Here is a 20,545-nt window from a genome sequence, read left to right as displayed (position 1 = left end):
GTCGCAAGTGATCGCCCCGATGTCGCGCACCCGTGCGCGGCAGGCCCGCGCTACCTGCGAAGTTCCCCCACGTGGGTGTTAAGGGTGCGTATCGCACGATCAATGTGAGCGAGCATGTCTTGGCTGGTTGGCTTGGGCCCTTCAAACGGCGCGGGAAACGCGGCTGGTCCGAGCGCCTCCCCAACGAGCAACGTTTCGCGGTATGGCTTCGTCCTCCAGCGTCTTGCTGCGAGCCGCTCATCGACGTAGGTCACCGTGACGTGGCGCGGTTCGAGGACTCCTGCCTTCACTCCTCCGGAGTCGTACCCCCACATCACTCTGCGTCGCGCACCTGGAACCAAGCTCTTTGGAGTCTCTAGGTAGTCGCCCACAACCGGTGAGATGTGGTCGTCCCGGTCCAGAGGGTGGATCACTCCTGGATCGACGACAACCTGCAAGGCGGTTGAAGCGCCGCGGTTCTCAATCACCAAGTCCCAACTACCAGGGCCTTGGAGGCCCGGGACCACGTCGAGCTGAACATACGGCCGAGTTCTGTCATGAGAATCGCGACGGATGAGGACCAACTGACGGATCGCAGCTAGCACCCCCAGGGCGCCGACGGCCACGCCGGCCAGCGTCGCCCAAGCGACCACAACGTCCACGTTGTCCTTCGTAATCCATACGCTCACCCCGCGACCGTAGGCGATGAGTGCCTCGGGGAATGTCAATGAGGGGCTCAGGACCGGTCGCGGCCTACCGAGAGCTGGACGATCGCAGGCAAGATTGCCAGCATGGAGCCATTCGCCGTCGACGGTCGCGTCGATCTCGAACAACTGCAATCCCTCCTAGCTGCACAGGGCGAATACCCCGCTCTCGACTACAAGGAGTCGTGCGACCCCGGCGACACGGAGGGCGGCGGGCGAGCGGAGTTCGTAAAGGACTGCGCGGCGATGCTCACACGACCGGACGGCGGGTACCTCGTCATCGGGGTGGACGGCCGCGGGACCCCCATCGGGGCCACTCTCGACTCCTCGATGTTCGACTCAGCCAGCCTGCGGAGCATCCTGACCAAGTACTTGGAGGGCGACATACCGGTGGCTAGCCAAGTCCACGCCCTCGACGGTGGTGACGTGGCAGTCATCTTCCTAGGGCGTCGCGACGACCACCTGTTCCCCATCGTCAAGGCCGACGTGACTTTCAAGGACAGCAGGGGAAACACCAAGACTCCACTTCGCGCAGGTGATGTAATTGTGCGCGACGGGACCTCATCGCGCCGCTGGCGCACCACGGATCTCCTGCCACTGCTCAAGCCCCTTATCGACTCTGTACGTCGAGAGGAACAGGCAAGAGTCGGTGACCTTGTCGCCCAACTGGCCCAGCAGCAGCAAGGCACCACCATTGCACGGGGAGCCCTCACCAATATCACTTGGCGTTTGCCCGAAGACGCCTTCACCAACGCCATTACGGAGCTTTCGCGTATTGAAGACACTCGCGGGCTGCGGGTGGTCATGATGACCATGGCGTCCGAAGGCCGGCGACTGGCTAACACCGTGGATGTCGAATCCGACGACTTCGCAGATCTGCTGACGGTGCTGGATCGGCTTATCACGTGCGTTGGTGTTGGCCTTCTCACGGGGGACTTCGACCTCATCAACCATGGCGTCGGCGCTCTGCACGCTGTGTACGTCTCCGTTGGATTCGACGGGACCCCACCTAATAACAACGCGGTACCACTGCTCTGGTTCGAGATTGCAACCCGTGTGCTTGCGGCGATGGCACTCGCCGTCCGACTCGACGAGTGGCCGGCCGTCAGAACTCTTGCTTTGCGCCCTGTCGGGCAGAACTACGTTTACAGGTCCTGGCTCCGTCATGCCGATGTTTGGGCCGGGCGCACTGGGCAGGCTGCTCGATACGTTGATGGGGATCACCCCGGCGTTCTTGGCCTCCTCGTTGCTGTTGCTCGACAGAAGGTCGCGTCAGTGGCCGCCCTTCGCCCTGACGTCCCCGGCGCCGATGCGCCGCCACCAGTCGGCACTCCGCCGGCCGACCAGGACGTGCTGTTGGACTCTGTGTGCCAGGCAGACTTCCTATGGTGTGTCGTCGCCGCAGCTGGCGGCCGCGGGCCCTCCGAGCAGTACCCCAGCTTCGCAGCGCTCTACGACCATCGAACGATGCCGGTCGTCGACCGATTAAAGGATGACGAGCAGATGCAGAATGCACTGCTGCCTGGATGTCCGAGGGAGGAGGTCCACGCGGTCGTCCAACTCGTGCTTCAGTCTGCGGCGAATCAGGGTCATTTCTGGTTTTGAGGAGCTCTCGGCATGAGGAGTGCCGCCTGCCTCGCGACTCGTGAACCACGTGTCTCTTGAGATGAAGGCGTCAAACCGCCGCCGGTCACGCGCCTGGATCACGGGTTTCGTCGACGCGCGCTTGAGCATCAGCAGCCGGCTGGAAGTCGTCGAGCGATAGGTGCAGGTGACTGGCAGCGCTAGCGAGTGCCGTGCTTGTCGAGCCAATCGCCCACGTGCATCACCTTGACCGTGGGCTTGCCAACCGTCTCGCGGACCGGCATCCAGGTCTTGACTGGGACGTCCTCGGCAAACCAGTCGAAGCGCTCCAGTGTTGGGTGGTTACGAATCGCCGTCGGGTCGGCATCAGTGAGCCGCACGGCACGAACCAGGAGCAGTTCCCGAAGACTGGGTGCCTCCAGCAACGGCGCGAGCCCGTCGAGGCCTTTCATGGATCCGAGCTCGACGCGCGTCAATTCGGGCAGGTGTGCGGCCGAGGGCAGCTGCGTCACGCGTGGAAGACCGTAGAGGGAGAGCAGATGCAGCCTTGGTAGAGACGCTATGGCGGAGACGTCGGTGACGCCCCGGATCTGATTCACGACGAGGACGCGTAAGTCGCTGCATCCGCGGACCTGCTCAATGTGGGCTCCGGAGCCCCCGCGCAGATCGAGCAGCTCGAGGTCGGGGAGCTGGGCAAGTAGCCCCGGCGAGAACTGCACAGCCCACGCAGTGAGGCGGCGTACTGGACGGAGCCATTCCAGGTCCGCCTCCGTCAAGGCTGTGTGCTCCAGCCACAGGCTTCCGCCGTCACGCCAGATCGGCACTGGTGGTTCGCGGCGGCCGGGCATGATGGTGATCGTGCCACGGGCCGCGCTGGGCGGGCCTGCGGTTAGGAAGGTCGCGAGGCCCGTCAACGCCCAGTCCGTCCCGCGACGACGTACAGGCACCAAGTCGGTAGAAAGTCAGAGCCTGTTATGGACTGCGACCTGCCCCACTTCGCCGCCTGTCGCCCGCAGCAGATCAGTCCACAGATCCGACGTGGAACTAGCCGACGACTTGCGGACCTCCGGTCACGACGAACACGTCCGCGGGCGAAACCTCGTGGGGTACCTGTAGTCACCGACGGGCCACCCCCGCATCCGCCCGTGAGCGCCAAGCCCCCGGATCGGCAGGACGAAGTACCAGCGATGCAAGCCCTGTCTCCACAGTCAACGGGGGACGAAGCCGTTGGCCGCATAGTCACGTTTGCCACCGGGGACCGGCTGCTCAGTGCGTCGCCCACCCTGATCCTCAGTGAGCCAGACGATGGTCCGTGGAAGTGCCGCTGAGCTCTGCAGTCAGGCCCACTGTGAAGCTCGGGCTCGCCTTGTGATCCGGCGGATGGGCCTCGACTGCAACCTTTCCCATGTCTGGCCTGAGGAATCCTCGATCGTGAGGTTCACATTCAGTCCCGGCTCGCCCTGAGCGTGAGGGTTGTTCGCCACAAGAATCACCGAAGAGTGAGAGTGAGGCTCGACCACTCCCAGCGGCGTCGAGGTGATGTCGTACTCGAGGCGAAGCCCGTAGTCGTAGAGTCTAGGTAGCCAGCGCAGCACCAGTTCGTCACTAGCGTTGTGGAGTTCTACGACTACGCGCACGACACGGGTGGCGGCGACCCAAGTCAGGGCAACGCCACCTCCGCCAGCTGGCGAGACAAGGTTATGAACCGCGCCCGGTTGCGGGACCCCCGTGCCGAGACCCTCCGGTAGCGGAACCATCTGCCCTGGTTCGAACGTGCGGTACGCAGTGATCTTCGCGTACACGAGCCGCGCTTGGGCTTGCCGTCGTTCGCGTGCACTCCGTAGATATGTCAGCGCAGCGATGGAGAAGGCAAAGGACGTGAAGACGGCCGCGAGCCAGTCTGGCCACGACCCCAACGCCACCCCAAGGAACGCCTCGGCGGAACCTGATGTCTTCACGAACGACATCCATGGACGCTAGCGCCTCATCCCTCGGCGCGGGTCACGAAGCGGGTGGCTCCTACGAGGTCAGGGGCATAGCTCTGCGTCGCGGCGGGCACCATCAAACCCTCGTGGGTGTGCGATGTTGCTTGCGTGAACGATCCGAGGTCACCGCGAGAGATCACCGAGTCCATCGAGGTACTTACTGACGGCGTGCCCGGAAGTTTGGCCTGTGAATGTGGCGCGGGACCGCTCGATGTGTCGACTCCCGAAGTTGCTCGGCGCGCGGCCACAGGCGGCACCACGCGATGCCGGAAGGGCCACGAAAAGCCCGCGTGGCTCGCGCTCCGCCGCGTCCTCCAGCGGGTGGTGCACCTTTGGCCACCAATCCTGCTAGCACTCGGAGGCCACGCGACCATTCGGTTGACCGTCCCACTGCATCAGTACTTTGAACTTTCGTTTGAGACTCTGCGGCTCCCGGAGGGAGCCACCGCGCACCGCTGCCTGACGATGTCCCTCGAGGGCGAAAGATGGTGGCGCTCGCCCATGTGACTGGCCAGACGATCGGGCGTCCTGGACTCACTGACCCTCTGGCGTTCTATGCCTATCCCCTTACCCCACCACGCACCGTTGCGGACTGGACCGCCGCTCAGGTCCAGATCCACACAACATGGGCACCGCCGCCGACAGGCCTCGAGGCATCTGACCTCCTAGTCGCGGGCTTACTGGCATACGGCGATGAAGACTTCAATGCAGCCGTGCTCCATCTCCATACCGCCTTGGACGTCCTAGCGGCACACCGCGCCGAGACCATTCTGCCAAGTCTGGGTTTACCCAAGCGGGCTCGATCACTGTTGACGCTGCCTGAGCGACTGGCGTTCATTCAGCTTCATACGGATTCCGTTCTTTCAGAACAGGCTCAGGCCAGTGTCAGTGCACTGAACAGACTGCGAAACGACCGAGTTGCGCACAATGGGCGGCGCCTTACGGTGATGGACGTGGTCGAGCCCATTTGCGGTGCGGTGGCGGTTGTGTGGTGGCTCTACCTCCTGCCGCCGATCACACAATGAGCGCTGCTGCGGCCGTGCGATCAGCCTCGGCTCGGGGCGTGCACTCATCGTCTACATGAGCGGGCGCTTCAACATGCGTCACTTCGCCGCCAGTCGGACGCTTCAAGGATGGTCGATTCGCTTCTCGCCGACCTCGAAGGCGTTCGCTCCTCGCTCGGGACGTAGCCCGGCGTGGGCGTGGGCGATGAGGAGAGCCTCGATGTCGAGGCCGTCAGGTGCGCTGGCGAAGAGCTTGCCCTGGATCTCGGAGATGCGCTCGTAGTCCTGCGGAGTGACCTGGCCGTGGCGGTCCCGGAACGAAGAGACCGTGTGCACGGGGAGCGAGTTGTTCTGTTCGGACAGGGTGCGGGGGTCGATAATGCCCGCTGCCTCTCGGACGAGGTGCGCGTCTGTCGGCAGACCGATCGCCGAGAGTGCGTCGGCGACAAGGTCGAGGTCCTCGTTGGCGCGGTTCTCCAGCCAGCCCAGCAGGCCGTCCATCTGCAGTTGGGTCTCGAGGTCGCAGATGACGAGGATCTCTCGCAGCCACGTCGGAAGGTCGGGGTCGCGTCTGCGGTCGGCTTCGTCGTACTGGTGGAGGAGTACCTGATCGATGACTAGTGCGGCAGTCCACTCCCGAGGCGAATCGGCGATGTCGTCGAGGATGCTCACGAGGCGAGTCTGCCTAACGGGGAAGCGGTCGGTGGCGTGCTCATCAGAAAGCAAGAGCGTATGTCCGCCGCGACGGTGGCAGCTGCTGGCGTCGGTGCTGGGGTATGGAGAAGATTGGCGCGGGTATGCATGCGTCGGAAGGGGGACCCGTGATGGATGGGGCCGAGAACGGGCCGGTCTGGGTCGTCGAGATGTCCGTGGAGGCGGGACGGCTGCTAGGTCTGGTCGAGCCGCTTGTGCTCCCGGCCGCGCTGATAGAGGGTCAGCGTGGAGGTGCTGACTTCCTGTTGTTAGACGGCGCGGCGTTGCCGGCGGGACCGTTTGGACCACTGGAGACCGAGTTCCAAGCCGAGGGCTCGAATGGGCCAGCGATCTTCTCTGCCTACTCGTTCTCGCGGTACATGCCGGGTGCTTGGCCTGTGGGCATGGATGGATCCGGTGGCTTCTACTGCCTTGACCTCAGAGGGGTTGCCACCGGGTCGGGCCCGAACGACGGCACCGCTCCATTGGTGTGGGTTCATGCTGGAAACCTCGGCTGGGAGTCAGATTGTTGGGTCCTCGTCGCCGCAGACTCGGATGCCTTCTTCCGGACGGCGGTTGTCGCCCGGAGTTGCTACCTGCCTTGGAACGCAGTTCATCCAGACTGAAGCGCAACACCGTCAGGGTTGGCTGACAGGGTCGACATGACCCCTTCCGCCGCCTGTGACTACTCGGATCGCGGCCGATCCGGTTGCGGCCCGCAGAAACGACGAGCGGACGGGGCCGAGTCGCTGGGCTGGGTGGCCGTGGAAACTCGCTCTCCCTGCTGCGCACACCGATCCGCGGGAGCGGCCGCCGGTCGGGAGGACGTCAACGGTGGAATTGATGAGTGCGCTGTCTTGGGCTACGAGCGTCCCGCCGAATGACCCAACGTCGTGCGACACGCCCACAGGGCTCTTAGGTCGAGGCATGGGACGCCGGGGTTCGGTCGCATCGGGGTCAAGGGCCGCCTCTTCGCCCGCCCGGATCACGTCATGATCGGGGAAGCAGTGGCTGCGCTGCAGGAGGAACCGCACAACCTCGAAGACATGATCCCGGCGAATCGGCGCTGGATGCATGGCGAAGGTTCACCACCTCAGCCCGATGGAGAGGGTCACCTCGTGAACCTGATGCAGCCACAGGATGATGATGATGATGCCGCCAGAAATTGGGCCTGGTCGGATGGAACCTCGGTTGGGGATGCGTCCGTCACAGATCGCGAGACTGAAGAGCATCGAAACCACCTCCATGTCTACTTCTTCGAGTGAAGACATGGACGCGGTACTACCTGCCCCGGTTCCGTCCTGACTGAGGGCTCTCCCAGACTGGTCGGCGGTCTTCCCGCACTCCTTGAAGGGAGGACCGCCGACCATGTCATCGACAGAGCGTCAGCGGTGCAAGATGAAGCCAATGTCGCTGTAGTGCTGCGCAAGGAGCGCGACCATGATCACGACTGTGCTGAGCCAGTCACGCCGAACAGGCGGCTGCGCAGTCACCACTCGCTGGGTACAGTGATCACACAAGACCTCCACCTCCTTCCTGATGCGACGGGGCATTGCGGGTCTTCTGAAGCCGGGCTTGGTGGCAGCCAAGCCCGGCTTCCTACTGTCCAAACCACTCCGGCAGGCGAAGCGGTCTGAACTCCAACCGAGGGGTCCTTGGTTGGTGCACTAAGTGTCCCGCAACGGGTGCGCTGGTTGGTAGGCCACGGGTGAAACGCGGGCGATGGCGTGTGGCGAAGTTGACCTGTCTTGACCTTCCCGGACACGTGAGCTGAGGCGAAAATCGTCTTGGAGGGGAGTCCGACCAATGCCTGCACCCACCAACTGATGTCGGCTCGCGCTCCCGCCTACCCTTGAGTGTGTGAGCGACGAAGGTGACCGCGGATCGAGCCCACGATCTCCAGCAAGGCGCGTGAAGGTTCTCATGAGTCCAGAGTCGATCGAGATCCTTCGCCGGGCGCAAGAGGCTGAGGGGTCCAGTACTACCGAAATAATCCGTCGAGCAGTCCGGTCACTCTCGTTTGACGATCCCAACCTGATCGTCGAAGAAGACGTCATACTTTTCGCGTCCCGCGAGGCCGAGCGCATGTTAGTCGAACTCGGAGACGCAACGGACGTTTTAGGAAGTAATGACCGTGCTACAGCTCGGCGAGCTTTTCAGTTTGTCCTGACGATAGTGATCTACGCGAAACTCCTCGATTTACAAGTGTCGGAGGACGGGATCTCAGAACTCCTATTGACCGTTCTCGGCACTTGGGGTTTAGTGGGCGCAGGTCTGAACGTGCCGAAGGGCGCGGGTGTGCTTTTCGACAGAGTCTGGCGGGACCCAGAGGGGGATAAGGATCTCGGATGATACCTTTAAAGCCCTGGCACCAAGCAGGCACCGACTTGATCGCGACCGAGTTCGTCGCCGCCACCTTCGGGGTGCGGCGTAGACTATTTGGGGCAGCACCGAAGTAGAGGTGCATTCCACAGACATCAGGTGGTTGTGAGCCGCACGTACGGGATCGAGCGTGCGGGGCGTGGCAAGAGCGGAATCCTCGGGTGCCCACGACAGAACCGCCAGCCCGCCGGCGCCACGGGGCCAATCTGGATGAGCTGTCAAACGAGCTGCAGATCGCCATCAGAGACCATAGCTACGGGCCTTGAGCTCCATGCTTACGGCCAACCCGAATGATGCCGCGATGGAGAGGATCAGCGCGATCGAGCGCAGGAAACCGCGGCCCGCGCATTTGAAATGGGCGAAGCATGGGATGGCCCCTGGAAAGCGCCGCAGCCCAGCCTGCTGGTCGGAGCGGCCCCGCTCGACTCACGGCCAGCGGCATCCTGACACCCGCAGTTCGGCATGAGCGATGGTTCGACGTGCGTTCCTTCGCCGGTCGCAGCACGCATACCCGCCCCGTAGAGCAATGTGCTCTGTCGGCATCACGTCAGCGACGCTAGTCACACCCCGCAAGCCCGACTCGCGTCGGCAGTGTCGTAACCCGCTCCCCTAGTCATGCAAGTGTCGAGCCGCTCCTCGGCGGACGGCCCCTCAGGGCATCCTTGCAAGGGTGGGGATCGGCACGAAGAGCGCGTCGACCGCATCGATCTCGACCCGAATCAGGCGCCCGCTCCGGAACGCCTCGAGCTCTCCCGCCGCGATTCGCCGACGCAGAGTCTTGACACTCACACCCGTGCGGTCGGCCGCCGTTGCCAGGGACTCAAGTCGCCGGTACTCGATGACCGTCATGTCATCACCTCCATGCCCCGAATGGCCACGCACGGGATTGGGTGGACATCACTAACCGCCCGCTGTGGGCCAACGCACCGTAATCGACGTCCTCACGCTGGGAAATGCCGAGCCTTCGGGGAGTCATCCCTGGCCGAGTGGGCGGTGCGGCACGCTGTCGTGAGATGGGTGTCCACGTCGCCCAGTCAGTTGGCGTCGGCGTGGCCAAGACGAACGCATGCGTGAGGCGCGGCTGTGCTCAAGTCCCCTAGCGCGTGCGCGAGCGTTCCATCGACCTCAGGTCTCGCAGACGACTCCGTCATGGTCGCGGTCCTGGTACCAGTCGTACTCGGGGTCTCTGCCGGAGTAGTAGGGCCCGTAGCCGGCGGCGTTGGCTGCCTTGCAAGTGTCGAAGCGTGGGTCGGTTACGCGGGTCGGGGGCGGGGTGGTCTTCTTCGGCTTGGGTGCGGGAGCGGGTGGGGTCACCACCCGCCCGCCACCGAGGGCGACCGCGTTGGAGCTGGGCAGCTTCTGCGTCGGGCAGGTGGTCAGGATCCGCTCGATGGCGTCGTGCTCGGCGGCGGTGACCCAGAGCTTGTATTTCGCCTTAACCGCGATCTGCCGCGCCACGTAGGCGCAGCGGTAGCTCTTGTTCGGAGGCAGCCAGGTGGCGGCGTCGCCGTCGCTCTTGGACTGGTTGGTCGGACCGTGAACAGCGAGCAGGTTCAAGGGGTCGTTGGCGAAGCGCGCTCTGGTGGTTGCATCCATCTTCTGAGCGCCCTTTTGCCACGCGTCGGAGAGGGCGACGACGTGGTCGATCTGGACAGCGGACGATGTGCCTTGGCCGCGCACGAAGCGCATGTCCTTGCCGGTATAGGGCTCGCGCAGGGCGCCGGACAGGACCAGGCAGCCGTTGGTGCCGGCCTTGAGGGTGAAGTTCCGCAGGTCGCGTCGCAGGATGTCGTTGCGGGTGTCGCAACCGTTGCCGTCCACGTCGGCCCACGCCTGCCCGAAGTTCGACCGGTCGTAGCTCGTCTTCGGTGCGCGGCCTTTCACCGAGAGCGCGGCCAGCGCAGCGAGAGCGGTGCCGCGACCCGCGGCGGGCTTCGTCTGGGCCGGCATGGGGCTCGGTGACGGAGAGGGGCTGGTGGCGCTGGGCGTGGGTGTAGGGGTCGGCGTGGCCGTTGCCGTGGGGGTGGGCACCGTGCTGGTCACGGTGGCCGAGGGGGTAGCCGACGGGCCAGCAGCGGAGGGGGTGGGTGGTGACGTGTCGGCGGTGGCGCCACCGACTCCGGCGAGGACGATCGCGCCAGCCAGCGCAGCTCCGGCCTGGGCGCGGCCACGCAGACGTGCCCAGGAGACGTGTCCACGGGCCAGGCCGACGAGCGCGACCAGGACGGCGTAGACGCTGGTCAGGATGAAGAGGCCGCTCAGACCGGAGCTCGCTGCGCCGAGCGCGGCCGTGAACGCGAGCCCGCCCCACCCGGCCCACGCGGCGGGACCCATGCGGCGCGTGGCGCGCTGCGGACGGCGACCCTCAGCCGAACTGGTGGGTCGTGCCGGCGAGACGTAGACCGGCGGAGCCGGCACAACGTGCTCGGTCCATCGCTGGCCATCCCAGTACCGCTGTCCCGCCTCGGTTGGATACCACCCTGCCGGTGCGTTGTTGCCCATGTCCATCCCCCGCTGCCCTGCTCGGTCTCAACCGGAACGGTAGCCGGTCCCGCCGACACGCGCGGACGGTGCCGGTCACCGCGCCCGTCCGGGGCGGCTCACCAACGTGGCCACTGGTCTCCGATGCCCGTTGCCGCCGGCGGCTCACCGAGCCGCGAGCTCCAGCGCTCGAGGAGTTCCTACGACCCAGTGTCTGCGTCGAGGGCGTGCGCATGGGCAGCGTGACGACTCACGGACCAGCACCGCGCTCCGCATCGGTCACACATGTGTGAGGGCCCGTCGTCACTGTCGAACCACCGGTCGATGGTCGTGGGTAGCCAGACGTGCCGGCCCCGAGCGGTCACGAAGTCGGGCGGTGGAAGGCGGCCCGCCTTGTGCCACTGGAGCGCGGTGGGTCCGCTGACCTTCGCTCGACGGGCGATGCTCTCGACCGTCTCCAGACCCGCCGGGGTCTTCGGCCCCTTGGCCGCGTGGAAGGGCCCGTACGGCCTCGTTGCGACGCGCACGACCCCTTCCCTGACCCCGGCCGCCTCCGCAACCTGCGACAGGGTCTGACCCGCCCGACGCGCCTCCACCCAGGCCTCGGTGACCTCGAGGGCGGGAAATGGGCCGTGATCGACGGTCGCAGCACTGACGATCTGGTGGGCCAAGCCCTCGCTCTCGGCAATCTCCGTGACCGTCACCCCGCGGCGACGGGAGTCCACCCACCGCCGCTCGCGCGCACTCAACGCCTCGTCGGAGAGCTGCGTGGGCCCCAGGCGCTGCGTGGGGCGCGGGAACGGCCCGTACGGGCGCGTCGCTCTCCACACATTCTGGACGGGCACACCTGCCCTGTGCGCGATCAGCGCGGCCGACTCGCCTGCTCGCCGCCGAGCCAGCCAGTCCAGCGCCGGGTGCGTGTTCACGCTGCAAGTCTGGCGTGTGATCGCCTCTCCGCCATTCGACGGGCACCCACGGCGTTGCGCTCCGACAGACGTTGCTCGGGCCTTCGGCGATCACCCCTAACGGGACGCCGAGGTTCCACGGAGTGATGCGTGATGCCGTCGTCGAGGCGCTCCGCGTCCAGCCAGTCGGGCCTTTCGCGGTGCATGCCGTCGACGATGGGGGGACCCTGCGACCCGAGACCAGCGGCGCCTCACAGCTGCGCTGCAAGCACTCTGCACAGGCGTGCAAACGATGCATATCCGATGCAACGGGTAAGCGAAAGGGCCTCCGTTCAGCGTTTCCGCTGGTCAGAGGCCCTTTGAGCGCGCTCCCCCGGTTGGACTCGAACCAACAACCTGCCGATTAACAGTCGGCTGCTCTGCCAATTGAGCTACAGGGGAAGGGCTGCCGCGGGATCGCCGCAGCAGCGCGCGCAACGATAGCAACACCGGCCCCGTCGGCAGAAATCGGGGGGCGGCCCCGCCGTGCGCCGTCAGTCCAGGCCGACCTGCTCGCGGACGCGGGCCAGCCCGGCCCGCACGCCCTCGGCGACGCCCGGGTCGTCCGGCTTCGTCCCCCGGCCGAGGACCGCCTGGCTGAGCAGGCCGTTCGTCGCGAGGTCGCGGCGGACGACGACCTTGGCGCTGCGACGCTGCCCGAGGTCGAGGGTCTCGGCGAGCACGACCGAGGCCTGCACCCGTTCGCGCAGGGTCTCGGGCAGCATCCCCGGCTCGGTGAGGACGATCTGCAGCGGTGCCTCGCCGTCGACCCAGACGAGCCGCAGCACGCCGCCCTCGGACCACGTGCCGGAGTCGACGAGGTGCCACGGCCGCGAGCGCTGCAGGACCGGCGTGCCGTCGTCCCCCGGCCCCACGAGGTGGACCCCGTGCCGCCCTGCGACGAGGGTGCGGCCGGTGTCGTCGGTGGCCCACGCCAGCAGCCGCTCCCCGCCATCGGGGGCGATGGCCGCGGCGACGTCGGCGGGGACGGCCGGGCGGCGCAGCCCGGTCCACTTCAGCCTCACGAGCTCGAGGCCTCCTGTCGGAGTCGGACGCGCTCGAGCTCGAGCGCGTGGAGGGTGGTGGTGCGCTCGCGCAGCGCATCGGCGCCGGCGTCGGGGTCGTTCTGCACACGCCGCAGGGTGGCCATCGCGTCGGCGATGCGCCGACCCAGGTGGGAGTCGCGGACACCGACGACGAGGCTGTCGAGGTAGCGCTTCGGGGGGAGGCCGGTGGAGGCGTCGTAGCGCACCGGCAGGGGGGCCACCGACAGCTCGGCGACCAGTCCCTTCACCGTCACCGGCGCCGCCTCCCCCACCGCCGAGACCCAGGCCGCCGTCGACGCGGTCCGCGCGCCGCCGGCCGTCGCGATGCGGATGCCGTCGAGCACGGCCCGGTGCGCCGGCGCGGTCAGGGCCTCCGGGGGGATGGTGTCGAGGACGGCGTCGGGGAACTGCGAGGGGTGCTGGATGACGGCCTGGAGGAGCTGGCGCTCGGCCGCGACGACGGGGTCGCGCAGGTCGGGCGGAGGCATCGCGGGGGCGTCGCCGGGAGCGGGCTCGGGGACCTCGTCGGTGCCCGAGGGCCGGCGGTCGTGCTCCTCGGGCAGCGTGAGCTTCGGCGCGGTGCGCACCGCGTCGGCGAGCTGCTCGACCTCCAGCCCGAGCCACCCCGAGACGGTGCGCGTGTACTCGGGCCGCAGGCTGGTGTCGCGGATCGACCCGATGATCGGCGCGACGGCCTTCATCGCCTGGACCCGCCCCTCGGCGGTCTCGAGGTCGAAGCGACGGATGGTGGTGCGCACGGCGAACTCGAACATTGGCACGGCGTCGTCGACGAGGGCGGCCACCGCGGCGTCGCCCTTGGCCAGCCGGAGCTCGCAGGGGTCCATCCCGTCCGGGGCGACGGCGACGAAGGACTGCGCGACCCAGCGCTGGTCCTGCCCGAAGGCCTTCATCGCGGCGGCCTGCCCGGCCTTGTCGCCGTCGAAGGTGAAGACGACCTTGGCCGGCGCCTGGTCGGCCTCGTCGCGCATGATGCGCCGCAGGATCTTGATGTGGTCGACGCCGAAGGCGGTGCCGCAGGTGGCGACCGCGCCCTCGACGCCGGAGAGGTGGGCGGCCATCACGTCGGTGTAGCCCTCGACCACCACGGCCCGGCGGTCGTCGCGGATCGCCTTCTTGGCGAGGTCGAGCCCGTAGAGGACGGTGGACTTCTTGTAGATGGGGGTCTCGGAGGTGTTGAGGTACTTCGCGGCGATGCGGTCCTCGTCGAAGAGCCGGCGCGCGCCGAAGCCCACGGTGTCGCCGGTGGTGTCGCGGATCGGCCAGACGAGCCGGCCGCGGAAGCGGTCGTAGAGGCCACGGCTGCCACGCCCGGAGAGGCCGCCGGTGACGAGCTCGTCGTCGGTGAAGCCGCGCTGCAGCAGGTGGCGGGTGAGGGCGTCGCCGTCGGCCGGCGCGAAGCCGACCCCGAAACGCTCGACGGCCGTGCCGTCGAAACCCCGCTCGCGCAGGAAGTCCCGGCCGGTGCGGGCATCGGCCCGGGTGCGGTCGAGGAGCAGCCCGGTGTAGTACTCCTCGGCGGTCCGGTGCGCCTCGAGGAGGCGGGAGCGCTTCCCGAGCGAGGTGCCGCCCTCGCGCGGTCCGCCGCCCTCCTCGTAGCGCAGCTCCATCCCGACCTTGGCCGCGAGCCGCTCGACGGACTCGGTGAAGGTGAGGTGCTCGACCTTCTGGACGAAGCTGATGACGTCGCCGCCCTCGCCGCAGCCGAAGCAGTGGTAGCTGCCGACCGCGGGGCGGACCGTGAAGCTCGGGGTCTTCTCGTCGTGGAAGGGGCACAGGCCCTTGAGCGAGCCGACGCCGGCGGGGCGGAGGCTGACGTGGTCGCGCACGACGTCCTCGATGGACGACCGCTCCTTGACCGACGCGACGTCCTCGGCCCTGATCCGACCCGGCACCCGACCTCCCTCTCCGTGGAGCCCGAGTCTAGGTCGTGGGTCCGTCGGCGCGCGGGGCGGTGCTCAGGGCCGGCACCACCGGCGGTGCAGCTCGAGGGCCCGGACGTCGGTGAGCGAGGCGACCTGGTCGACCACGACCCGCAGCGCAGCGCCGTCGTCGGGGGCGGCGTCGTGGTCGGCCCGCAGGTCGCGGTCTAGGCGCGCGGGGTCGGCCTCGTAGGCGGCGACCAGCTCGGCGACCACCTCACGCTGCGCCTCGTAGACGGCGACCCGCTCGGCGGCGAGCATCACGAAGTGGGCGGCGACCGCCTTGAGCACCACCGTCTCGGCGCGCGCCTCCTCCGGGACGACGAGCGATGCCTCGTGCCGGACGAGCACGCCGTCGCCGTGCGCGGCGCGGGTGGCGGACTCGACGGCCACGGCGAACCGGCCGATGAGCCGCGAGGTCATGTCCTTGAGGGCGGCCAGCGCGCGGCGCGAGCCGTCGTGGTCGGCGGGCACGGCACCCGAGGCGAGCACGCGCTCGAGCGCGGCACCGAGGGCGTCGGCACCGAGGCCGGGCTCGTAGACCCGGGCGGCGACCTCGAGGACCGCCTCGACGTCCGCACGGTCGCGCAGCCGCCGGGGGTCGAGCCAGCCCGAGGCGATGGCGTCCTCGACGTCGTGCACCGAGTAGGCGACGTCGTCGGACCAGTCCATCACCTCGGCCTCGAAGGCGCGGCCGGCCTCCGGCGCGCCGTCGCGGACCCAGTCGAAGACAGGCAGGTCGTCCTCGTAGACACCGAACTTCGTCGTCGGGGACGGTGCGGCTCCGCGTCGCCACGGGTACTTCGTCGACGCGTCGAGGCTGGCGCGGGTGAGGTTGAGCCCGGCAGGGCGGCCGTCGGCGTGGGTGCGCTTGGCCTCGAGGCGGGTCAGCAGGCGCAGCGTCTGGGCGTTCCCCTCGAACCCGCCGATGCCGGCCGCGACGGCGTCGAGGGCGGTCTCCCCGTTGTGCCCGAACGGCGGATGACCGAGGTCGTGCGCCAGGCAGGCGGTGTCGACGACGTCGGCGTTGCAGCCGAGGGCCGCCCCGAGCTCGCGGCCGATCTGGGCCACCTCGAGGGAGTGGGTGAGGCGGTTGCGGACGAAGTCGTCCGACGCCGGCGCGACGACCTGCGTCTTCGCGGAGAGCCGACGCAGCGCCGAGGAGTGCAGGACGCGGGCCCGGTCGCGCGCGAAGTCGTCACGGTCGGACCGCTTCTGGGCCGGGTCCTCGGCCACCCAGCGCTCCCGGTCCCGCGCGGCGTACGTCACGCCGTGGAGCCTACGACCCGCGCGCGGCCTCGGCGGCGGCGGCCGCGCGGGCGACCCAGGAGGGCGGTGTGCCGTAGCGCTGGAACTTCACGAGCCGTCCGGCAGCGCAGTCCTCGACGAGCATCGCCAGCCGGCGCTCGCGGGTGGCCTCCTGCTTGGCGTCGTGCAGCCAGTGCGTGACGATCTTGCGGTAGCCGTTGGTGGCGGCGTCCCAGAAGGCGGCGGCCGCGGGATCGGCCCGCAGCACCGCCTCCTGCTCCGCGGTGAGCACGGCCTCCGGCTTCTCGAACGCGTACACACCGGTGCGGTCCTCGCGCCGCTCGGCGAACGCGGCGAGGCCGCTCGGCTGCATGCGGCCCTCGGCGGTGAGCTCCGCGACGGCGGTGACGTTGACCGCGCTCCAGTTGCTGCCCTTCCGGCGCGGGGTCCATCGCTGGCGGCGGGCGTGCTCGTCGATGCGCTCGGCCCGGCTGTCGATCCAGCCCCAGCAGAGCGCCTCGCGGACGGCCTCGGCCCACGTGATGCCGCCGCGACCGGAGTCCTTCTTCCACAGCCCCATCCAGAGCTCGGGTGCCCTGGCGTGGTTCGCCGCGAGCCACCGCCCGAACTCCGCGGCGTCCTCGAAGAAGAGGGCGGGCTGCTCGGGGGTGCCGCCGGGGGTGCCGATCGTCGCGCTCACCCGGGTCATCCTGCCAAGGACCACCGACGCCCGTCAGCGCTCGCGTGGCCCGCGTCGGAGGCCAGCAGGTCGACGACGCCCGCGAAGACGCGCGGAAGCCGCTGCGCCGCGGGGACGACGAGGCGTCGGCTCCACGGTCGCGTGGCCGCCGCGAGCAGGGCCTCGGTGGCCACCCGGTGCCGGCGCCCCACGCGGCGCCAGGCGTGCTCGTAGTCCTGCGGCCGGCCGGAGGCGATGGCGACGACGGCCGCCCGCGCGCCGGCCATCCCCAGCGCCAGGCCCTCGCCGGTCAGCGCATCGACGTAGCCCGAGGCATCGCCGACCAGCAGCACGCGCCCCTGGACCCTGCGGGTCGCACTCTGCCGCAACGGTCCCGCGCCGAGGGTCGCCGACAGCGGCTCGGCGCCGGCCAGCCGGTCGAGGAGCGCGGGGAAGCCGGCGAGTCGCTGCTCGAACGTCCCGCCGCGCCCGCCGAGGACCGCGACCCCGACGCAGTCGTCCCCGACGGGTGTCACGTACGCCTCGGCGGTCTCGGCCCAGTGCACCTCGACGACGTCGCTCCACGGCGCGAGCGCGAAGTGGCGACGCAGCCCGTACCGCTCCGGCCCCCGGCCCGGCGCGTCGAGCCCCAGCAGCCGGCGGGTCGGCGAGTGCAGCCCGTCGGCGGCGAGCAGCCACGCGGCCTCCACTCCCCCGGCGCGCACGCCGTCGGCACCGACCGCCACCTCCTCGGCCCGCCCCCGGACCCGCCGCACCCCGAGCTCCTCGGCCCGGTCGGCGAGCGCCCGGGAGAGCTCGACCCGGCGCACCCCGAGGCCGGGCCCGGTCCCGAAGTCCGCGCGGACGTAGCGGCCCGGCGCCACGTACGCGATGCCCGCGAAGGGGCGGCCGGCCGGCCGCACCCCGAGGCGCTCCAGCGCGGTGACGGCGCCGGGCATCAGCCCCTCGCCACAGGCCTTGTCCACGGGACCCTCCCGGGGCTCCAGGACCGTCGCGGTCAGCCCCGCCAGCCGGGCCTCGACCGCCGCCGCCAGGCCCACCGGGCCGCCCCCGACGACGAGGACGTCGCAGCGACCGCCGGTGCTCACGCCGCGGCCTCGCGCAGGGCCCGCTCCTCGACCGGGATGCGCACCCGCAGCAGGAGCCACGCGTTGGCGAGCGTGAAGAGCAGCGCCGTCACCCAGGCGGTGTGCACCAGCGGGAGGGCGACACCCTCGGCGACCACCGCGACGTAGTTGGGATGGCGCAGCCACCGGTACGGCCCGCGGGTGACGACCTCCATCCCCGGTACGACGACCACCCGGGTCGTCCACGCGGTGCCGAGGCTACGGATGCACCACCAGCGCAGGACGTGGGCGGCCAGCAGGACCGCGAGGGCCGGCCAGCCGAGCCACCCCAGGAACGGCCGGTCCGCCACGAGCACCTCGACGACGCAGCCGACCAGGAGCAGGGTGTGCAGCGCGACCATCACCGGGTAGTGGCCGGCGCCGTGCTCGACCCCGCCGCGCTCCCGGCTCCACGCGAGATGGCGCGCCGCGACGCGCAGCTCGACGAGCCGCGCCACCACGACGAGCAGCACCAGCCCGACGTACGCGAGCTGCGAGGCGGTGGCTCCGGTCACCACCGCAGCAGCACCTGCTCGAGGCAGAAGCCAGGACCCATCGCCAGCATCAGCCCGAGGTCGTCCGGCTCGCCGGCGTGCCGCTCCATCGTCCGCTGGAGGACGTGCAGCACCGAGGCCGAGGACAGGTTGCCGTGCTCGGAGAGCAGGTCCCACGTGACGCCGAGGTCGGCGTCGGGACGCTCGAGCGCGGCGGCCATCGCCTCGAGGACCTTGGGCCCACCGGGGTGGGCGACCAGCCGGGCGACGTCCGCGATCCGCGTGCCGTGGTCGGCGAGGAAGGCGTCGACGTCGGCTCGCAGGTGGCGGCGCACGACGTCGGGGACCTCGGCCGACAGGACGATGGTGAAGCCGCCGCTGCCGATCTCCCAACCCATGACGCGCTCGGTGTCCGGGTACATCCGGCTGCGCGAGTCGAGCACCTGCGGGCCGGTCAGCCCCATCGCCGCGGCCCGCCGCTCGCCGACCATGACCACCGCCGCCGCGCCGTCGCCGAAGAGCCCGCTGGCGACGAGGTTGGCCGTGGAGGTGTCGTCCTTCTGGAGGGTCAGCGAGCAGAGCTCGACCGACACGAGGACGGCGACGTCGTCGGGGTGGCCGAGGAGGTAGTCGTGCACCCGGGCCACGCCCGCGGCACCGGCGACGCACCCGAGCCCGAAGACGGGCACCCGCTTCACGTCCGGCCGCAGCCCGATGAGCGGCACGAGCCGGGCGTCGAGGCTCGGCGCAGCGACCCCGGTGACCGACACCGACGTCACGTGGTCGACGTCGGACGGCTCGAGCCCGGCCTTCGCGAGCGCCCCGAGCACCGCCTCCCGCGCGAGGTCGAGCCCGACGTCGATGAACACGTCGTTGGCCGCGGTGAAGCCCCCGAGGTCCGCGTAGGACTCCAGCGGCAGGGCGAAGTGGCGGGTCGCGACGCGTGACGATGCGTGGACCCGTTCCAGCAGACCGATGTTCACACCCGTCCCGCCGAGCAGGACCTCCCCCACCATCGCCGTGATCTCCGCCTGGGCGGACTGGTGCGCGGGAAGGACCCCGTGGGCGGACGCGATGGTGGACACGTTCGGACGCTACCCGCGAGGGGTGCCGCCCACGCGTGCGGTGAGCGTCCGGGTCGCACCGCCGTCGATGCCGTGGGCGGCCGGTACGGTCGGGTGCGTGCCCACCGCGCGAGCAGCGGCCGCGCTGGTGCGCGCCTGCCACCCCCTCCCGACCGCAGCCGTCACGGCCTTCGCGGTCGCGCTCGGCGCGGGGCGTGCCGACCTCCCGGTGTCAACCTTGATCACCGTCGGGCTCGCGGTGCTCACCGGACAGCTCTCCATCGGGTGGTCCAACGACGCGGTCGACGCCGAGGTCGACCGGGTGGCCGCGCGCCGCGAGAAGCCGGTCGTCGTCGGTGCCGTCTCGCCCCGTGCCCTGTGGGTGGGGGCTGCCCTGGCCGCCGCCGTGTGCATCGTGGCCTCCCTCGCGGTGGGCCTGCTCGCGGGCTCGCTCCACCTCGTCGGGGTCGCGGCCGGATGGGCGTACAACACGCGGCTCAAGCGCACCGTGCTCAGCCCGCTCCCCTACGCCGTCGCCTTCGGGCTGCTGCCCGCCTTCGTCCTCCTCGCCGGCCCGACCCCGACCCGGCCCGGCGTCGACCTCCTCCTCGCCGCCGCGCTGCTCGGCACCGCGGCCCACCTGGCCAACGCCGCCCCGGACGTGGACACCGACCGGGCGGTGGGCATCGACGGGCTCCCCCAACGGCTCGGGGCCCGCCGCTCGCTCCGGCTCGTCCCGGTGCTCGTCGCCGCGGCCGCGCTCGTCCTCGTGGTCGGCCCCTCGCGCCCGGGTGCCGTGGGCGTCGCGCTGCTCGCCGCGGGCGGGCTCGTCGCGCTCGCGACCGGACGGGTGCCGGTGGCGCGGGCCTTCCCGCTGACGGTGGGGGCGGTCGCCCTCGTCCTCACCGGGCTGCTCCTGCCCTGAGCCGACCGCGCGGTGGACACCGGGGTCCGCCGACCGGTGGACCCGGCGCCGACCGCCGCCCGCATAGGGTCGGGGCATGAACCGCCGGTACCTCGCCTTCGTCGCCCTCGCCATCACGATGCTCTTCGGCGTCAGCTTCGCGCTCTTCGACGGCGGCGCCCCCCGCGGGTACGCCGCGATCGGCGGGGTCGTGGTGGCACTCTCGTGGATCGCGGTGGGCGTGTTCGGCCGCGACGACCACCAGCCGCGCGACCGCGCCTGATCCC

Annotated in this window: 20 protein-coding genes and 1 tRNA gene; 7 read left to right on the top strand and 14 right to left on the bottom strand. The window is 69.5% G+C overall.

Going from position 1 to position 20,545, the window contains the following annotated elements; all coding sequences use genetic code 11:
* Positions 1-50: 50 nt before the first annotated feature.
* The gene (locus ACQZ2A_RS08105; RefSeq protein WP_430209329.1) at positions 51-812 is read right to left on the bottom strand and encodes a hypothetical protein; all 762 of its coding nucleotides are present in this window, start codon (positions 810-812) and stop codon (positions 51-53) included.
* Here ACQZ2A_RS08105 and ACQZ2A_RS08100 point away from each other — a divergent pair.
* Positions 771-2,288 (top strand): AlbA family DNA-binding domain-containing protein, encoded by a 1,518-nt coding sequence (locus tag ACQZ2A_RS08100; RefSeq protein WP_430209327.1) that lies wholly within the window; start codon positions 771-773, stop codon positions 2,286-2,288. The genes ACQZ2A_RS08105 and ACQZ2A_RS08100 overlap by 42 nt on opposite strands.
* Positions 2,289-2,467: 179 nt before the next feature.
* On the opposite strand, the gene ACQZ2A_RS08095 is transcribed toward ACQZ2A_RS08100, so the two are convergent.
* Both ACQZ2A_RS08095 and ACQZ2A_RS08090 read right to left on the bottom strand, forming a co-directional pair.
* The gene (locus ACQZ2A_RS08095; RefSeq protein WP_430209325.1) at positions 2,468-3,115 is read right to left on the bottom strand and encodes a hypothetical protein; all 648 of its coding nucleotides are present in this window, start codon (positions 3,113-3,115) and stop codon (positions 2,468-2,470) included.
* 489 nt (positions 3,116-3,604) lie between these two features.
* Positions 3,605-4,234, bottom strand: coding sequence for a hypothetical protein (locus ACQZ2A_RS08090; RefSeq protein WP_430209323.1), 630 nt, complete (start codon positions 4,232-4,234; stop codon positions 3,605-3,607).
* A 503-nt stretch (positions 4,235-4,737) separates the two neighbouring features.
* Here ACQZ2A_RS08090 and ACQZ2A_RS08085 point away from each other — a divergent pair.
* Positions 4,738-5,277 carry a hypothetical protein gene (locus ACQZ2A_RS08085; RefSeq protein WP_430209320.1) on the top strand — a complete coding sequence of 180 codons (540 nt, stop codon included), beginning with the start codon at positions 4,738-4,740 and terminating at the stop codon, positions 5,275-5,277.
* A 102-nt stretch (positions 5,278-5,379) separates the two neighbouring features.
* Here ACQZ2A_RS08085 and ACQZ2A_RS08080 read toward each other — a convergent pair whose 3' ends face one another.
* Complete coding sequence (locus tag ACQZ2A_RS08080; RefSeq protein WP_430209318.1) at positions 5,380-5,928, bottom strand: DMP19 family protein; 549 nt, start codon at positions 5,926-5,928, stop codon at positions 5,380-5,382.
* Between the two features lie 152 nt (positions 5,929-6,080).
* On the opposite strand from ACQZ2A_RS08080, the gene ACQZ2A_RS08075 reads away from it, so the two are divergent.
* From ACQZ2A_RS08075 to ACQZ2A_RS08065, 3 genes are all read left to right on the top strand, one after another.
* The gene (locus ACQZ2A_RS08075; protein ID WP_430209315.1) at positions 6,081-6,575 is read left to right on the top strand and encodes a hypothetical protein; all 495 of its coding nucleotides are present in this window, start codon (positions 6,081-6,083) and stop codon (positions 6,573-6,575) included.
* Positions 6,576-6,941: 366 nt separating this feature from the next.
* Complete coding sequence (locus ACQZ2A_RS08070; protein ID WP_430209313.1) at positions 6,942-7,214, top strand: hypothetical protein; 273 nt, start codon at positions 6,942-6,944, stop codon at positions 7,212-7,214.
* Between the two features lie 595 nt (positions 7,215-7,809).
* Positions 7,810-8,301, top strand: a complete 492-nt coding sequence (locus tag ACQZ2A_RS08065; RefSeq protein ID WP_430209310.1) for a hypothetical protein — start codon at positions 7,810-7,812, stop codon at positions 8,299-8,301.
* A 681-nt stretch (positions 8,302-8,982) separates the two neighbouring features.
* Here the strand turns inward: ACQZ2A_RS08065 and ACQZ2A_RS08060 are convergent.
* The 10 genes from ACQZ2A_RS08060 to ACQZ2A_RS08015 form a co-directional block, all read right to left on the bottom strand.
* Positions 8,983-9,180 (bottom strand): excisionase family DNA-binding protein, encoded by a 198-nt coding sequence (locus tag ACQZ2A_RS08060; protein WP_430209307.1) that lies wholly within the window; start codon positions 9,178-9,180, stop codon positions 8,983-8,985.
* 276 nt (positions 9,181-9,456) lie between these two features.
* Complete coding sequence (locus tag ACQZ2A_RS08055) at positions 9,457-10,833, bottom strand: GmrSD restriction endonuclease domain-containing protein (RefSeq protein WP_430209304.1); 1,377 nt, start codon at positions 10,831-10,833, stop codon at positions 9,457-9,459.
* A 1,252-nt stretch (positions 10,834-12,085) separates the two neighbouring features.
* A tRNA-Asn gene (locus tag ACQZ2A_RS08050) sits at positions 12,086-12,158 on the bottom strand.
* A 92-nt stretch (positions 12,159-12,250) separates the two neighbouring features.
* A complete protein-coding gene (locus tag ACQZ2A_RS08045) occupies positions 12,251-12,781 on the bottom strand; it encodes a hypothetical protein (RefSeq protein ID WP_430209301.1) in 531 nt (176 codons plus the stop codon).
* Positions 12,778-14,715: a DNA primase gene (gene dnaG / locus ACQZ2A_RS08040; RefSeq protein ID WP_430209298.1), complete on the bottom strand. Its 1,938-nt coding sequence runs from the start codon at positions 14,713-14,715 to the stop codon at positions 12,778-12,780. Before dnaG ends, ACQZ2A_RS08045 begins: the two co-directional genes overlap by 4 nt.
* 63 nt (positions 14,716-14,778) lie before the next feature.
* Complete coding sequence (locus ACQZ2A_RS08035) at positions 14,779-16,011, bottom strand: deoxyguanosinetriphosphate triphosphohydrolase (RefSeq protein WP_430209296.1); 1,233 nt, start codon at positions 16,009-16,011, stop codon at positions 14,779-14,781.
* 10 nt (positions 16,012-16,021) lie between these two features.
* Positions 16,022-16,690 (bottom strand): YdeI/OmpD-associated family protein, encoded by a 669-nt coding sequence (locus ACQZ2A_RS08030; RefSeq protein WP_430209293.1) that lies wholly within the window; start codon positions 16,688-16,690, stop codon positions 16,022-16,024.
* 5 nt (positions 16,691-16,695) lie between these two features.
* Positions 16,696-17,778, bottom strand: a complete 1,083-nt coding sequence (locus ACQZ2A_RS08025; protein WP_430209290.1) for an NAD(P)/FAD-dependent oxidoreductase — start codon at positions 17,776-17,778, stop codon at positions 16,696-16,698.
* Complete coding sequence (locus ACQZ2A_RS08020; protein ID WP_430209287.1) at positions 17,775-18,311, bottom strand: isoprenylcysteine carboxyl methyltransferase family protein; 537 nt, start codon at positions 18,309-18,311, stop codon at positions 17,775-17,777. The genes ACQZ2A_RS08025 and ACQZ2A_RS08020 overlap by 4 nt, the downstream gene beginning before the upstream one ends.
* Entirely contained in the window at positions 18,308-19,375 is a 1,068-nt protein-coding gene (locus tag ACQZ2A_RS08015) for a type III polyketide synthase (protein ID WP_430209285.1), read from the bottom strand. The genes ACQZ2A_RS08020 and ACQZ2A_RS08015 overlap by 4 nt, the downstream gene beginning before the upstream one ends.
* Before the next feature lie 97 nt (positions 19,376-19,472).
* On the opposite strand from ACQZ2A_RS08015, the gene ACQZ2A_RS08010 reads away from it, so the two are divergent.
* Positions 19,473-20,279, top strand: coding sequence for a UbiA family prenyltransferase (locus ACQZ2A_RS08010; RefSeq protein WP_430209282.1), 807 nt, complete (start codon positions 19,473-19,475; stop codon positions 20,277-20,279).
* 76 nt (positions 20,280-20,355) lie between these two features.
* Positions 20,356-20,541, top strand: a complete 186-nt coding sequence (locus tag ACQZ2A_RS08005) for a hypothetical protein (RefSeq protein WP_430209280.1) — start codon at positions 20,356-20,358, stop codon at positions 20,539-20,541.
* Positions 20,542-20,545: the final 4 nt, after the last annotated feature.

The organism is Phycicoccus avicenniae (genome assembly GCF_050496545.1).
Lineage (GTDB): Bacteria > Actinomycetota > Actinomycetes > Actinomycetales > Dermatophilaceae > Phycicoccus > Phycicoccus avicenniae_A.
This window is presented reverse-complemented; position numbering and strand designations above follow the sequence as displayed.

Coding starts and splice junctions, on each gene's coding strand:
- ACQZ2A_RS08095 (WP_430209325.1), bottom strand. CDS start 3,115: ATGCCCGGCCGCCGCGAACCACCAGTGCCGATCTGGCGTGACGGCGGA.
- ACQZ2A_RS08005 (WP_430209280.1), top strand. CDS start 20,356: ATGAACCGCCGGTACCTCGCCTTCGTCGCCCTCGCCATCACGATGCTC.
- ACQZ2A_RS08055 (WP_430209304.1), bottom strand. CDS start 10,833: ATGGGCAACAACGCACCGGCAGGGTGGTATCCAACCGAGGCGGGACAG.
- ACQZ2A_RS08090 (WP_430209323.1), bottom strand. CDS start 4,234: ATGTCGTTCGTGAAGACATCAGGTTCCGCCGAGGCGTTCCTTGGGGTG.
- ACQZ2A_RS08085 (WP_430209320.1), top strand. CDS start 4,738: ATGGTGGCGCTCGCCCATGTGACTGGCCAGACGATCGGGCGTCCTGGA.
- ACQZ2A_RS08060 (WP_430209307.1), bottom strand. CDS start 9,180: ATGACGGTCATCGAGTACCGGCGACTTGAGTCCCTGGCAACGGCGGCC.
- ACQZ2A_RS08100 (WP_430209327.1), top strand. CDS start 771: ATGGAGCCATTCGCCGTCGACGGTCGCGTCGATCTCGAACAACTGCAA.
- ACQZ2A_RS08070 (WP_430209313.1), top strand. CDS start 6,942: ATGATCGGGGAAGCAGTGGCTGCGCTGCAGGAGGAACCGCACAACCTC.
- ACQZ2A_RS08075 (WP_430209315.1), top strand. CDS start 6,081: ATGGATGGGGCCGAGAACGGGCCGGTCTGGGTCGTCGAGATGTCCGTG.